We start from the raw sequence: 17,143 nt of genomic DNA, 5'->3' as shown, positions 1-17,143 counted from the left end.
TGTATTTTATTACTACTTTTTACTTAAATTTACCTACCATCAATCCTTTTTTTATTCTAGATGCTAGTAAATGCCTCAAAGGTTAAAAACAAGTAAATCTCAAATATCAGCACTCTCTTAGGCGCCCAATAGTAAGCTTGTGGGATGGGTGTCCAATCTTCAGGACGGACGTGACTGTTTGAAATTTTACTTTTACTTAAAGCCCCCAATGTCTAGAGGGCTTTATAAAATAGGTTTATTGAGCCTCCAACCAAGCCTGTAAATCAGCTAAAGAAGTAAAATCTAATAAAGCCTCACCTAGATTTTCGAGAGTTGGTAAGTTATTTCCGTTAACTATTCAGGTAAGTGCATGAGACGGCGCCCAACATTATTCTTGTTACGATTGACAGTAAGCGTGTTAGTACTATTCAATCTACACGGTTGTACAACTGCTCCTATTATTAACAGTATACAAAATGAAACAGTACAAACTCCGGCTTTAGTACGTGCAGAGGCGCCACCAATACGCACACCCAGGTCAGCACAAGCAAGTAATATGTTTACTTGGCGCAATGTGAATATTCAAGGAATGGGTTATGTAACTGGTTTAGTAATTAATCCAACTTCACCTTACGATGTATATATTCGTACTGATGTTGGTGGCGCCTATCGTTTCGACCGTAAGAATAAAACGTGGTTGCCGTTGATGGATATGTTTGATACTAATTTTTCTGGTGGTGGAATTGGTGTAGAAAGTATTACTGTTGATGGATTGACAAGTCGTGTTTATGCTGCAGTAAATCGTAAGAATTCAATTTTCAAAGATGGTGAGAAACCAAAGTATAAATATTTGGGTGAAGTTTTAGTATCTAATGATAAAGGTAATACATGGCAACCAACTGGTTTGGGAAAGCATAATATTTACGTTGGTCCTAATCAAGCATACCGTTCAGATACAGGAGAACGGTTAGCTGTTGACCCTAATAAACCTGACTTAATTTACTTTGCTTCTCGACGTGATGGTTTATGGAAAAAAGACGGTAATAATGATTGGACGCGCGTTACAGGTAATTTACCCGAACCAAGTAGCTTACCAGAATATCAAAAAGACGGTAAAGACAATAAAGATATAGCTGGTTTTACGTTTGTTGTATTCGATAAAAATAAAAGAGTTACATATGTAGGTGTTCATGGTAGTGGAGTTTGGCGCAGTACTGATGGTGGTAATTCATGGCAAAATATGAATAGTGGTGCCAAAAATCCTCTACGCGCGGTGGTTGCTAGTGATGGAACATTATATGTAGTGTTTGGAACTTGGGGTGGTAACGGTCAAAACACATCAGGAAGTATCCACAAATATAGTAATGGTAGTTGGACATCTATCACACCTGATGGAGAAGGAAAAGTATATTCAGCTATCACCGTGCAACCAAATCAACCTAACACAGTAATGGCAGTTGCCGACAAGTTTGTTTATATGTCTACTAATGGTGGACAAAATTGGAATAAACAAACAATGTATATGGGCGCCTACGATGCAAACAATCCGTCATATCAAATCAACCCAACTGCACCAGGATACTATCAATCTTACGCTTCAACAGGCGCCGCATCAATCGTAATTGACCCAAGTAATTTCAAAAAAGTGTGGTGGACAAATGGTTGGGGTGTCGCAAGTAGTGATGATGTCACAGTCAAAACACCTGTTTATAAATGGTTGATGAATAATTTAGAAGAATTAGATGTCAACATGGTGCGAGTTCCACCCAAACCAAAAGCACAAGGAGGCGCCGACTTATTGAGCGCAACACAAGATAAAATTGGGTTTCGCCATGTTAGTCGTTATCAAGTACCAACAAAAAGTATTAGCCCACAGGGTATAGCAATAAATCCGAGTTATAAATGGGCAAACCCTGACTGGCGCGTATATCCCGTTCCATTTCCTCACGTCGCAGGTGCAACAGGAATGGATTTTTCGTATAATAACCCTGATAACGCCGCTTTTGTAGGTTTTCATCAATGGCAAGGGTCTTGGGGTATACATGGTGTAACTAATGATAACGGTAAAACTTGGAAAGCATTTGAGTCTATCCCCACAGAAGAACTTTGGAAAAGTGATAAGTCAGGGAAAGAAAAAGTTTATGCTATAGCTGGACAAATTGCTATGTCCCCAACAAATCCAAAAAATATGGTATGGGCGCCGACTTGGGGTACATGGACTCACTATACGGTAGATGGTGGTAAAACTTGGCGACTCGCACGTAATTTAGATAATGACCCCCCACCTCAACCGTTTGACGAAAAAAACAACGACCATCTTCACTATCAAGCTTTACCAAAGTCCTGGTCAAATACTATTAATCCTTGGTTGAGTTCATATATTTTAGCCGCAGATAGAAAAGACCCTCAAGGTAAAACTTTTTATTACTTCAATGCCAATAGCTTTTATTATAGTAATGATGGTGGCGCCAATTGGCATAAAGCAAGCGCCAATAATTTTCCTGGTTGGCTAATTCGTCCTGCAATTGTCAGTAACCCTACACAACAAGGTGATGTGTGGATAAGTTTCGCGCGAAACCCTGAAGATGTAAATGGTAATCCGTTGTATCGTTCTACCAATGGTGGAAAATCTTTTAATCAAGTTCCATCTGTCAAAAGCTGTGAATTTATAGCTTTTGGCAAAGGTAAATCAAATAAACAGCCGTATATTTACATATTTGGTCGTGTAGGTAATGCGACTAAAGACGCAATATATAAATCTGAAGATATGGGCAAATCTTGGAGTCGTATTAGTGACCCTGATACATTACAGTTTCCAGGTATTACTTATATGGAAGCTGATATGCGTACTCCAAACTTGGTTTATGTCGCTTTGACTGGACGGGGTATTATGGTGGGTGAAACTGGGCATCCGAATATGATGATGAGAATGCAACGATTTCGTTAACTTCTGTCACATTTGAAATTACTGTCGCAGATATCTACGATAACGTTGATTTTGAATCAGAAAAATAGGCAGCAGAACCATAACGGGATTATAGGGTAAAATTGTAAAAAAATGTTAAGGCTTGATTTGAATGAGTTTGTTTCTTTCTGGGCTAGGACTTTTTGTTACAGTACCAATGTTCTTAGTGGCATTGTATTTAATTACTGCTCGCCGTTATCAATCATCTAGCTCTGTAGCTAATTCCTATGACGAGTGGACTCAAGATGGTATTTTAGAGTTTTATTGGGGTGAACATATTCATTTAGGTCATTATGGTTCACCACCACAACGGAAGGATTTTTTGGTTGCTAAATCTGACTTTGTGCATGAAATGGTGCGTTGGGGTGGTTTAGATAAGTTACAGAAAGGCGCCACGCTTTTGGATGTAGGGTGTGGAATTGGTGGTAGCAGCCGCATCTTAGCACGGGATTATGGATTTGCAGTTACGGGTGTTACAATTAGCCCGCAACAAGTCCAACGCGCGCAAGAGTTAACTACTGAGGGACTTAACGCGAAGTTTGTTGTAGATGATGCGATGGCACTTTCTTTCCCAGATGCTAGTTTTGATATAGTTTGGTCGATTGAAGCTGGACCACATATGCCAGATAAAGCGGTTTTTGCTAGAGAATTAATGAGGGTGTTAAAACCTGGTGGAATACTTGTTGTGGCAGACTGGAATCAAAGGGATGACCGTCAAAAACCTTTGAATTTTTGGGAAAAACCAGTAATGCAGCAACTATTAGACCAGTGGTCGCATCCAGCTTTTTCCAGCATTGAGGGTTTTTCCGAGCTTTTAGAGGCAACGGGACTAGTTGAAGGAAACGTAATAACAGCAGACTGGACGCAACAAACACTTCCTTCATGGCTAGACTCTATTTGGCAAGGAATAGCTCGACCCGAAGGACTGGTGCGTTTTGGTGTAGCTGGTTTTATTAAATCTTTGCGAGAAGTACCTACCTTACTACTAATGCGGTTAGCATTTGGCGCCGGTCTTTGTCGCTTTGGGATGTTCCGCGCGGTACGGGGTAACTCTTTGCCAAAATCAATAGAGCAAGCAGTATCCCTTGAAACTTCTAGTCTTTGAGCTTCCTGAAAGAAAATATTAACAACCACACCTACTGCGACTTGAGGTTGCTGGATGAATATACTGTAAAAGCTAACTTGGTAATAACGAAAAGCAGTAGAAAGTATTTCAATAACATTTCTACTTTGCTTTACTCCTTATTCTAGTATCATTTATTACAATTTTTCTTTAATTAATAATTCTTTCTTTGCGTACTTTGCGTACTTTGCGGTTAATTTTTCTTTACCACAAAGACGCAGAGATCGCAGAGATAAGATTTTAGGGACTTCCAAAAATTAAATTCTTCATGTTGTGGAGTAGGCATCCTTGCCTGCTCTAAATATAGGCGGGCGAGGACGCCCGCTCCACAAGAAAATTTTGGAGATTTTTTTATATGGAAGTCCCTTAATCCTTTTGCAGTATAAGTTTTGTCTATAACCAATAACTTATCCGTTACATCCGTTACATCCGTTGCCAGTCTTATTTATGCGCCCATTAATTCCAATAATACCTCAGTTGACATTTTGCCACTAATGTCGGCGCCTTCTAATAAACTATCTGCTAAATCGCGTTTATGATGGTGGAGTTGGACTATTTTATCTTCGATGGTATCTTTCGCCACTAATCTATATATAGTTACTGGACGCTGTTGTCCAATACGATGCGCGCGGTCGGATGCTTGGTCTTCTACTGCTGGGTTCCACCAAGGGTCCATATGAATTACATAGTCAGCTGCGGTAAGATTTAAACCTGTTCCTCCAGCTTTGAGACTAATTAAAAATACGTCTCCTTCTCCTGCTTGAAAAGCATCAACTGCTTTTTTTCGGTTTGCAATTGGTGTACTGCCATCTAAATATTGATATTTTACCTTTTGTTTGTCTAAATAATCTCTGATAATATGTAAATGGTCTACAAATTGACTAAATACAAGTACTTTATGACCATTTTCTAATAAGTCTCCTAATACCTCTCCAAAAAGTTGCAGTTTGGCACTTGATAAGTCTATATTGGGATTTACTAAACGCGCGTTACAACAAGAACGACGCAGTTTCATTATTTCTGCTAACACTTGCAAATGTTTTTGACCTGCTGGCGCCTCTGTATCGGTAAGTTTTGATACAGCTTCACGACGCAGTGCTTCGTAAAACGCCATTTCCTCTTGACTCAATTCTACATGTAATAGGATTTCGGTACGCGATGGCAGTGATTCGAGAACTTGATTTTTTGTACGACGTAGTAAAAACGGTTGAATGAGTTTTTTGAGTTTGTTACGGGCGCCTGCATCTTGCAATTTTTCGATCTTGAAGGCAAAGCGTTCATTAAAGCTTTCAAACGAACCTAGTAAACCAGGATTAATAAATCTAAACAAGTTCCATAATTCTCCTAGATGGTTTTCTATTGGTGTTCCTGTTGTAATAAGTTTAAAACCAGCTTTCAAATTCATCGCTGCTTGCGAACGTTTAGTGGTCATATTCTTTATCGCTTGTGCTTCGTCTAGTACTATTGTTTGCCATTCAATTTGAGCCAGCATTTGTGAAACTTCTTCTTGCTGTAATAAACCGTAGCTACAAACCAATATGTCAAATGGTTTTAAGTTGTTGAGGATTTTTTGGCGACTGCTGTTATTACTACTATTACTAAACTGGATAATATTTAAAGTCGGTGCAAACTTTTGTGCTTCGCTGACCCAGTTCATACATACTGATGTTGGGGCAATAATTAAAGTTGCTCCTGAAGTCGCGCGGTTTAAAATTACAGCGAGTGCTTGTATAGTTTTTCCCAGTCCCATCTGGTCAGCTAAACAAGCACCAACTCCCCAATGTGCCAAACGCGACATCCATATAAACCCATCACTTTGGTAGTCGCGTAGTTCTGCTTGAAATGTACTTGGGACTTCAGGTTGCAGGTTTTTAATTTCTTTCAAACGTTGAATATGTTCTTGCCAGTGTTTATCTGTTTGAAGTTGACCTACTTCGTCTACAAAATCTTCCAACCCTAATGTTGCTAACGGATGAAACTTTACACCTTTACCTGATTTTTCCGAAAAAGTTCGTAATTCGTCAAGGCGCCTGCGGAAGGTTTGTGTCAAAGCTAAAAATTGACCGTCACCCAGTGGAATAAACCGACTAGGAGTTTTATCGAGCAGTTCCAACAACTGCTGCATATCTAACACTAAATCATCACTTAATTTTAACTCACCAGTGGCACCGAACCAATCAGACGAACGTTGAATTGACATTTGGAAGTCTTTCAAATCGGCGCGATGACGAACTCGTAACTTTTCGCCTTCAGGCCATTCTATAATAACCCTATCTTCTAATGCTTGCAGTTCTAATAAAAGTTCTAAACAGTCCTCTGGGTTATCTACCTGCCATTCTCCATCATTATCGAAGATGCGAGTTAAAGTTGGACATGCAGCGATAGCGTTATTTGTGAGTAATTTCTCTTCTTCTAGATTACGCTGTGTTTGCAGGCGCCGACTATTAATTTCGGCAATAACCGTTCGTCCACCCGAACCTGGACGATAGTAAGAACCACCACTACCAAACGGACAAGATAAAAAGCTGACTTTTAACCCTTCATACGATGGTAATAAATGAACGTGAGGAATTGTTTGTGCTGTAACGAACTCTGCATCAATCGTACCACCACCAATATCTGAATGTACAGTGACAATTTCTGAAACTCCTTCAATAGCTGCCAAAACTTGTTTTTCAGCAGTTGCGGGTACATTTAACTGACCAGAACCTAAAATTTCTGCAATGCGTCGGTGTTCTGGGGTTACTTCAATTATCTTGACGCGCGTTGGAGTTTCTTTAACTGCTAAAATGCCCTGCTTGTTTGATATACTCGGAGAAAATTCCAAACTCAACTGTCCGTCATTCCTCTTGACTATTAACTCTGGTTCTCCTTTAACAATTTCTACACGGTTTGCAGAAACATCATCCCAAAATACTAAAGGGTGTCCAATTAGGGCTAATAATGCTTTATCGTTAAATATATATTCAACTTTGCCATAGTAATGCGTATCGTAAGCTTGTATATAGCTACAAGCTTTAATATCTTGAGATGTCAAATAATTAAACTCGTCTAAATCCTTTTTTAAACGCTTCAAAGCTATCGGGCGCCCTTTACCCCATTCTCCCTTATTATTGACCTTTTGTTCGCGCGGTTGTAAATTACATTTGTTTGCATGATAATTAATAAACCATGCCAAACGTGTGCTAGTGTCTTTAACTGTAGGCACCAGTACTTCTTTTTTTAAACTGGCAAGCGCATTCAAACATAACTCCCAAGTGGGTTGAGGTTCGATTAATCCAACTATACTGTTAATAGCTTCTTGACGTATTGCTTCTGCTTGCTTATTATAATCAGCATCTGAAGTCAGACGAAACAAAAGTTCAGCACTTTCCATTGCAAACCAATTATAATCATTTAGTAAAGCCTCCGTATATAAGTTGTCTATCAAACTGGGTAAATACTTTTTCGCACTATCCACATCTACCCAGTAATGGCAAAGTGCAGAAAATAACGTTTCGATGCTAGTATTTTTATCAGGAAAAGATAAGCCAGTAGTTACAATAAACTGCTTTTGTGTTACATCACCTAATCGAACTTGCAGTAACATTTTTAACTGCGAGTAAACCATGCGTAACCAATGACCTGACTCGCGCGACATTATACTTGTATATTCCAAAGCTTCTTCTAAACGTTTCTGGGAACCTTCTTTTATTAAAGCCAGAATAAAAAATAATCCACCCAAAGTATTAAAATATCCATAACGTCTACCCCTAGCTTTCCTTACAGCCTTGAGTCCGTTAGTATAGTACTCTATTGCTTCATTAATATGACCACGTAAAAAACTCAGCCATCCCCAAAAAACATAAGTATTATCTTGATAAGATTTAGGTAAAGAACCTAAACACTGTTGCGCTTCTTGTAAACGACCTCGCAGTAATAGTTCTTCTGTTAAAATTAACCTTAAATAATTTGAAGAATGTGTACTACCACTAAAACACTCTTGTCGAAGCAACTCAAACGCTTCCGAAGCAGGAGATAGCTGTAGCATGGAATGAGACAAAACTACAGGCATACAATGTTCATATAACTCTTGTGGTAAAGTTTGAAACCACCGTGAGTCAAACGGGTTATTGCATACCAAATAAAAAACATCTTGTAAAGATATCTTCTCTTTAATCGAACTATACTGGTTATAATCAGTAATCTGTTGCTTGATAAAAGCAAGGTCATGATGGTAAAGACCGATGCGAACCTGCCGTATAAACTCCGTATTATCTTCAAAAAACCTTGGTCCGTGTTCAACAAGAGTGTCTATCGGTATCACCGTCTCAACTGTGGTCGCAAAAACCTCAAAACTTCCTGTTAACACTGCATCACGAGTAGCAATTTCTACCAGTAGTGGATTACATTGAAGCTCCAAGCTTTCATCTTTGATTAATAATTCTGCTCTTACTAACTCATCTATATATACATCTAGAGTTTTCTTTGTCAAAGATTTATTAATTTTCTCGGAACCGTTCAAAAGGGCGCCTGTTTTGGTGAAACAGAGAAAGAAGAAATTTTTGCTTACCGGGTGATAAATAACCGAAAACAGCTGCACCACCTTTTTCTCCTTCATGGGCAACTCTTCGTACACCACTTTTAGCTGCGCTCTTTTTCTTTTGGTCTCAACTTCAGCTTGGCTCATACGATTCAGGCGCCATTATGTTTCAACTTACTTATTGTATATTTTGCCTCACTTACTAATACACCATATATTAAAAACCTTTTTAAAAGTAGATATTTGGCATAGTACTAATATATTATATTGAAAACAGCTAAAACAGCTTTATGTCACAAACTGGAATTTTAGAATTAGCTCATGGAATTAGCTCATGAAAAACTCTACGAGTGTACGCGCGTTTTTATCACCTCGATCAAGAAGTGCAGGTATTAACTGAGCAAAATTATTATGTACTATTAAACACTTTTGTACTGCATTGGGTTTTTGCTCATTATCTCTATATTTGGCATTGGCGCCTGTGGTGATTTTAAGTTCCCTGTTAAATAAACTACGTGAGTTGACGAGAAGCCGATTAGATTTTGATTTCAGGCAAATGCAATTCATATTTATAAGACCTATGACAAATTATGGTAAATATTTATTAAAATAAGTTTCTGTGTCTTTGGTTATAAATTACACTTCTTTATGAAGAAAAACACAGTTGAAAACCCTTATAGAACAAATGTTTTGAGAAATTGCGTTTTTTTTCATATATTGCTTGCGCCGAAAGCTCTAGTGAGAACTGACATCTAGTCTAACCTTACGAACTAATTTTTAGTAGTACAAAGCCACGCAAGAAAGTTGCATGACTTTCTATTTTTTATAGTTAAAGTCTCTTTTTGGCGCCAGGTGTCAGCTTTTCGTAACTGTGTAAGCAGCTTATGTTTACAATCATCTAAATAAATGGTCAATCCCTATGAACACAAATTCAGACTTACCAAGTTATGAAGACCTATTTGGAGAACTAGACTTTAAAAAAGGTAATGATGCTCGTTCTGTATATTCACCAGCAGCCTATCTAGCAGATTTACTTCAACTTTTAGATGATAAGTTTAAAAATGCAAAGTTTGATCAAGTAAAACGAAGAGCAGATATAAAAAATTTACTTCTTGATGCCGAGAATACATACACCTCTATTCCATACCTCAATATTGTAAATGAGGTATTAGAAAATGCGTTAAAAAATAACCCGGAAATAGGCGGTAATGTGTATGACAAGATGAAAACTGCACAATATCCGTTTAATTTACCTTTTAACTTTGATAATGAAAGAATCAAAAAAATTCTTAATTATTTAAATATTAAATCGGAACAGCTATATAAACTGTTTTCTCTCCAAGTTGACCCAGATGTTGTTGCAAGAGAATATTTAGGGCGTTCTCTGGAAGAATATGATTTGATGATACGAGTTATCAATAAAGAAACCTTAAAAAAGTATTATAAAGATACACCATTTAATGATTTAAAGAAAGTGACACAGTTACTAAGTATAACTGAACTGTCGGGTCAAGAGTTAAGGGAACTTCTATACCAGGATTTAAGTGAGAGTACTAAAGATACTGCTTCAAAGCCAAAGCCAGAAAAAGTCAAAGCTTCTCAATTTTTCATTAATTATCAACTAAATGGCTATGCAAAATTAGATGATAATGAAGAAAATATAGTATGGCAAGAATTAGATAAAAACGAAATTACGATACCAATACCTGTTTCTTGGTATGAACGGGTAAATCGTTTTATCAGGATAGCCAAAAAAATAGGAATATCTTTTACTGATTTAGATATTATTCTTCGGAGTTGCTGTAATAATAAATTGGATGCTGAAGCGGTTAGAAATATTGCGGTAATTAAGCAGCTTCATGATTTATATGAACTACCCTTTGATGTAGTTTGTAGCTTTTTCAGTGACATTAATATCTTAGGGATAGGAAACGACGACGAACCTCAAGATTTGTTCAATAAAATTTTTAATTCAAAATTCGCAAACTTTGATAAAAAATATATCCTTGTTTCTGAATTTATATCTGAAAAATATTCCAATTATACACAACTTGTTTGTTCTGGAGACCTACTGTCTTTAAATAATAAAGAATATAGAATGCGATTGAGTAAAACCCTAAATATTTCTGACAAAGATTTGACTAATATAGTCATCAAATTTAGGGAAAGAGCAATTGATGAATCTAATACGTCACTATTGGCTAGTGGTCGGGATATAGGTCTACCTGCTTTATCATTATTATTTCGTGTTAGTAAGCTAACTGAAATTCTTGACATATCATATCACGATTTATTTAATTTATTGGATATATTAGAAAAAGACCCTTCAATTAGAACACGTAGCAATTTCAATATACTAATCAATCATAACACTCAGGAACATAATTGTTACAAAATTCTTCAGGAAAATAATCTACAATCTTCAATGTGGCTGGTGCAAGTATTATTTGCAGTCACGAATTGGATGCGCTCCAACGATTTTACAAGTGAGGAACTGAAGCTATTATTAATAGGTAGGTATAATAACCCAACAGAAGAGGAAAGTAACAGGCAACAAAAGATTAATTTTTTGAACAATCTTTATCAAAGCTTTAAATCAGTGATGTTTGGTGCAGATATATTACGGTCTGATTTATTTGATAGTCGTGCGACTAAGGTAATTCATTTTGCATTAACCCAAACAGATAGCAAACTTGTTTCAAAAAAAGATATTAGACTGGTGACATATGACCAAAGCGTTGCAGAACAATTGGTATACAAAGCTTTGCACAAGCTAGAAGTTGTTAGCAAAGAAGATTTTATCAATTTAGGTCTTGAACAAAAGATATTAGATAAAATCTTTAATAATCTTATAATTAAAGAGTACATAACTGCTGAAGGGCGCCTGAAAGAAGAAAAGTTTCCTCAGTCATCTGGGGATTTTCAACTAGAAACTGATTTCAGTGCTTATCAAGAAAAGCTTTTCACCCTTATCTATGATTTATTGACTGATGAAGATGAAGATATAGAAACCGAACTGGAAATTTCAGTTTACCCTTCCGATTTAGAAGTATTTGAAATTTCAGAAGCGCATCGAAATGAGTTGTACGACAATTTGATTTTCAATGGCTATCTTGATGAGGAAGGCAATATATTACAACCTGACTTTTTTACCTCGACAGAGAACTCTTCTAATTTTGAAGTCAATGCTAATATAGCAGCTTGCTCGACTAATGTTTTCAACCTCATATTTTCACAAGTAAACAAGTTTAATCAAGAGAGTCTTATTCTTGATGAAGATATTTTCTCGGAACTACCGCTAAAAGACTTTGAGATCAATGACTTGATTGAGAACTTGAAATTCAACGGATATATAAATCAAGAGTATATATTTACTAATAAATCTCAATTTTTAGTTCTGAAGGTAGAAGCATTTAAGCTCGCCTTAGCGTTCTATCCATATCGGCATAAAATACTCAATGCAATCAAACAATTGATAGATAAGTTTAAAGTTAGTTTTTATACTATAGCGAAGGAATCGATTGCTGAAATAGCCGATAAAATTGTGGCTGAACGGGTCTACAAAAGCATAGAAGCTGAATACCTCCAAAATGGAATAGTAAAACAGGATAAAAAAGACTTTTTCCTCGACCAAGAGAATGTGGGAGAGTTCAGACTTAGCTCCTATTTTACAAGCAATGATGCTGAAATAGTATTCAATACCATTGGTAATATTATCAGTGTTTCTCAAAAATACCAGATGACAACCACGGTTCTCGACGATCTAGATTTTAATCTCGAAGAGAAAGAAGAGTTAATTGAAGTATTGGAAACAAATGGCTACATTCTCGAAAACGGAAAAATACCTGAAGGTAAAATCGCATATTTCCTCAATATTAACAATGCTCTTGATTTTAGTTTAGATTCATTTGAAGACTACAATAAAGACATCTTCTTTGTGCTACATGCTATTGTAAAAGAGATAGATGTCAGTATGCGTGAGATTTCAGGAAAGATGAAAGAACTGGCAGAACAACAAGAAATTACTCTACTTGATGCTTTACAAGATGCTTTTGGCATACAGACCGAAATTGTAAAAGTAATTTGTCAACATGTTTTTAGAGGCGCCGGAAATATTGTAGAAGAGTTTTTAGTGCCTGTTTTGTCTGTAGTTGACTCGAATGATGCTATTAAGGTAGAGCCAAATAATCACAAATTCAATTTAGCATATAGAAGAATACAACAATTTGCTGTGCTGGCTTCTAAATTGAGGTTTGACAAAAAAGAGACGGAGGTCGCTTTTTACGAGCAAGACTTAGTTGAAAAATTTTCTGAGAAATTAGTACTTCCAGAAAAAATTGATAGGTTTGATGCCTTACTAGAAACTGAAGATATAATTTACCTCTTTAAAGACGGCAAATATTGGGCTTATTCAGCGGAAACTTATAACCTACTTAAGACCAAAGACAACAACATTACCTCACTTTCTGATAAGTTTGCAGGACTATCAAAGGTAGATGCTGCTTTTACAGATAACAAGGGAACATCATTCATTGTCTCTGGAAATAATCTTTATTATAAAGAAAAAGGAAGCAACAGGTGGGTAAAGAAAGACAGAGTATGGGGCAAATTGGAAAGTAACTTTGATAACCCTGAAAAAGTTGATGCGGCTTTTCAAGATGAGGAAGGTAAGACCTATCTCTTTTCTGGCAAACAATATATCCGTTATTCGGGTAACGATTATAGCCAAGTAGATGAAGGATATCCCTTAAAGATTGAGGAAAATTGGAAAAATGAATTGAGCAATGCTTTCTTGCCTAATAAATTTCAAAAATTTATAGATGCTGCGTTCCAAGGTACAAACGACAAAACATATTTATTCAAAGACAGTAAATATGTATGTTCCGATATGTCCAAAGAGATGGACATTAATCAAACCTGGGGAAAAGTAAAAAATAACTTTAAGGAGTTAAAGAAAGTTGATGCTGCTTATACTGATGGTGGCAACCTCTTTGTTTTCGTAGGAAACCAGGTGATTCTTTACCAAGATAGTATCGAAAATGATTGTGTTAAGGTACAAGAGGGTTTTCCAAAGAGTTTAAAATCACATTATTCCAATTTGCCAGTTGAGTTTAAAGATGGGGTGGATGCTGCCTTTAAGGGGCAGGATGGAAAAATCTACCTTTTCAAAGATGCTAAGGTTGCGAATTTTGAATCTACCAATGCTTCAATGACATTGGAGGATGTAAAGGGGCGTTGGGGCATTGTCAAAAATAACATCATTGAGAATGGCAGGGTAGATGCTGCATTTGTTAGTCTCGAAGGTAAAACCTATCTCTTCAGCGGCGACCAGTATTTTCAATATTCAGGTAGTGATTATTCCCAGGTGGATGAGGGATTCCCTCGTACTATTGCAGATGACTGGGGTGGTTTAAATACCGTTGATGCTGCATTTGTTCTTGACGGTAAAACCTATCTCTTCGGCAAACTTGCTACAGATACTAGTCGAGTCGTCTATGTTCGCTACTCCAAAAATGACTATACGAAACAGGATGAGGGTTATCCCAAGGCGCCTAACGATAATTGGTGGAACCTACCCTTTAACCTGGTTCAGGAAGGCGCCGATTTTAATAAAGTAGATGCAGTATTCAATGGCAGTGACAACAAAACCTACCTTTTTTCTGGTAACAAGTTTATATATTTTGATAATCAGCAGCGCTGGTGGTCTGAACCAGAAGAGTTAAGCACTCGATGGGATAGTATACCTTTTGCTTCAGTAGATGATGCTTTTACGGGAAGAGATGGCAAAACATATATTTTCTCTGGCACAGAATATGTTAGGTATTCTGGTTCAAACTACAGTAAGATTGAAGATCGCTATCCCAACATTACTAATAGATATTGGGGTCATGTGGTTAATAACATCGCTAAAACTGGAAAAGTAGATGCAGCTATTGTTGTAGAATCTCACGAAATCAAAGATGGTATTGAGCAGTCTACCGTACATACCTATCTCTTCTCTGGCAATCAATATTTCCGTTATCAAAGCAATCAATATAATGCGGTCGAAGAAGGGTATCCAAAGTACATTGTGAGTTCTCTCAAAGAAGAACCACGTTTCAAAAACCTGAAAATTTCCTATGATAATGGTATAGATGCAGCATTTGCCGACAAGCGTAATATTTATCTGTTTAAAGATGCAAAATGTTGTAGAGTTTCCGAAGTATTATACAAAAAATATGCAGCCCTAGGATTTACTACAGCAAGTTGTGCCTTCCTTGATGACGGTGCATTATTTCTGGAAGAAAATACAATCTGGAACCGATATAGCAGCTTAGAAGGTCATATAGTACAAAAAACATTGGTAGAACCTCCTGTTTTAAGAAATGTTCCTACCAAATTTAAAACTGGGCTGAATGCGGTTTTTGAGGGAATTGATAACAATACCTATTTGTTTAAAGGTCAAGATTGCTTTAATGTTTTATTGAATAAACAATATCCATTAAGCGAAGAATGGGGCAGGGAAAAAAATAACATATATATTCATAGCACAATTGATGCAGCATTTGTTGGACTTGACGGGAAGACTTACTTATTTAGTGGTGAGCAATACTTCACTTATTCAGGCAATTCTTATATTAATGCTGAAATCGATGGTATTCCAAAACTTATTCAAGAGCATTGGGGAGGATTAAGCAGTGTTACTTTGGCATTCGTAAAGGATGAAAAAACTTTCCTATTTGAGAAACCAAACAGTGAAGGAAAGTTTCGTTACGTATGCTATTCAACTGAAGATTACTCCAAACCAGACCGAGGATTTCCACAAATTGCCGATAGTAATTTTTTGGAAATTCCTTCTGTTTATACAGAAGATGGCTTCAGCAAGGTAGATGCTGTGCTTGTGGAAGGAGACAATATGTTCCTTTTAAGTGGAAATCGCTATATTCAATTTAATGCTAAAGAAAATCAGTGGGCATACCCAAAACCAATTGACAGAATATGGCGTGGCATACCCTTTAATAAGGACTCATTTAAAAGTATCGAAACGGCTTTCACTGGACGTGATGCCGCCACTTATTTCTTTTCTGATGAATATTACGTTAAGTATGAAAATAACACATTTAATGCTCCGGCGCCTATTAAGGACTATTGGGGAATTGTACATAATAATTTTGTTAACAATAGCCGGGGAAACAAGATAGACGCTGCCTTTGTCTTCCAAAAGGAGATAACTTATTTATTTTCAGGCGATCAATATGTACGTTATTCAGGTAAGAATTACCGATATGTAGATGAGGGGTATCCTAAAATCATTGCAAATAATCTGAGAACAGAAGCGGGTTTTAAAAATCTACCTGAAGAATTTGAAGATACTATAGTTAACCTGATTTCAAATAAGGTCAATACTGTTATCAATGCCGTCATTTCCAACAACAGTCATATCTATGTATTTATAGGTAGTCACTGTTACATCGTATCGCAAAGCCTAGACTTTGTTTATGATATTGATATCATAGGTAATATTAAGAATAATATTGTTCAAAACAATAAAGTCGATGCTGCTTTTGTAAATAATAGCGGGCAAACTTTCTTATTCTCCGGCGATCAGTGTGTTAGGTATTCCAATGATACATACGAATATGTAGATGACGGCTACCCGAAAGCTATCTCAACTGTGCTTTCTAATGAACTTGGAATACAAAACATTCCAGATACTTTCAAGTATGGCATTGATGCAGCGCTGAGAGGGACTGATGGTAATATATATCTATTTAAAGATAAAAATTACCTGAGTGCCGATTCTAACCCTAAATTAATTAAAGATAAATGGGGAAAAGTTAAAAACAATTTCATCAGTAACCCTGATTCAATAGACGCGGCTTTTGCCTCCCCTGACAAGAAGATATACGTCTTTAAGGGAGATCAATATATTAGATATACAGATTCTGAACAAGAATTTGTAGACGAAGGGTTTCCAAAATTCATCAAAGACAACTGGGGTAACTTACCCGTCAACTTTGAAAAATCTATCGATGGAGGTTTTGTTTTTGAAGGAAAAACTTACTTGCTCAAAGTAGATGACTATGTGCGATACTCAGATCATAGCTATCAGCACATAGATAGTATTTATCCCCAAAAATTCAAATACAGGTGGGGCAACTGGGCTGATTATCTCTTAAGCGATATCAAAACAATCACTCGGTTTAAGCAGTTACAGGAAACTTATAGCAACACAGAATATACCTTAACCGATTTCTTATATACTCAGCAAGGTTCGGTGAAAGACCCCTACAAAATGCTCTCTGAAATTTTTGGTTGGGATATTGATGAAGTCAAATGGTTAAAGCGGAACAATGGGTTTTTAATGACTGACAACCTTTTTGAAGTCCGGTTTAACTTGGAAATGGTGATTAAGTTCTTTGAGGTATTTTCTATTACTGAAAAAATGGGCACATTCCCTTCAGAATTGTACAAACAAGTTTGGAAGAAGATGTATCCACCCGATGACTTAGGCGCCGCATCCGATACATTATACAAGCTCCTTGGGTTGATCAACAGCTAATAGTAAAATCTG

Annotated in this window: 5 protein-coding genes and 1 pseudogene; 3 read left to right on the top strand and 3 right to left on the bottom strand. The window is 36.7% G+C overall.

Annotation, left to right across the window (positions count from 1 at the left end; all coding sequences use genetic code 11):
* Nucleotides 1-235: 235 nt before the first annotated feature.
* Nucleotides 236-319, bottom strand: a pseudogene (locus AC2JBO_RS05185) (DUF4351 domain-containing protein); the annotation flags it as partial.
* 30 nt (nt 320-349) lie between these two features.
* On the opposite strand from AC2JBO_RS05185, the gene AC2JBO_RS05180 reads away from it, so the two are divergent.
* Together AC2JBO_RS05180 and AC2JBO_RS05175 are read left to right on the top strand one after the other, a co-directional pair.
* Nucleotides 350-2,926: a WD40/YVTN/BNR-like repeat-containing protein gene (locus tag AC2JBO_RS05180; protein ID WP_496952564.1), complete on the top strand. Its 2,577-nt coding sequence runs from the start codon at nt 350-352 to the stop codon at nt 2,924-2,926.
* A gap of 130 nt (nt 2,927-3,056) precedes the next feature.
* A complete protein-coding gene (locus tag AC2JBO_RS05175) occupies nt 3,057-4,049 on the top strand; it encodes a methyltransferase domain-containing protein (RefSeq protein ID WP_496952563.1) in 993 nt (330 codons plus the stop codon).
* 463 nt (nt 4,050-4,512) lie between these two features.
* Here AC2JBO_RS05175 and AC2JBO_RS05170 read toward each other — a convergent pair whose 3' ends face one another.
* Complete coding sequence (locus AC2JBO_RS05170) at nt 4,513-8,736, bottom strand: DEAD/DEAH box helicase (RefSeq protein WP_496952562.1); 4,224 nt, start codon at nt 8,734-8,736, stop codon at nt 4,513-4,515.
* A gap of 180 nt (nt 8,737-8,916) precedes the next feature.
* Nucleotides 8,917-9,156, bottom strand: a complete 240-nt coding sequence (locus AC2JBO_RS05165) for a hypothetical protein (protein ID WP_496952561.1) — start codon at nt 9,154-9,156, stop codon at nt 8,917-8,919.
* A 352-nt stretch (nt 9,157-9,508) separates the two neighbouring features.
* Between AC2JBO_RS05165 and AC2JBO_RS05160 the strand changes: the two genes are divergently transcribed.
* Entirely contained in the window at nt 9,509-17,131 is a 7,623-nt protein-coding gene (locus AC2JBO_RS05160) for a hemopexin repeat-containing protein (RefSeq protein ID WP_496952560.1), read from the top strand.
* Nucleotides 17,132-17,143: the final 12 nt, after the last annotated feature.

Source organism: Calothrix sp. CBUCES-K 9914 (assembly GCF_059640475.1).
The sequence above is the reverse complement of the archived record's forward strand: the minus strand, read 5'-3'. Positions and strand labels throughout refer to the sequence as shown.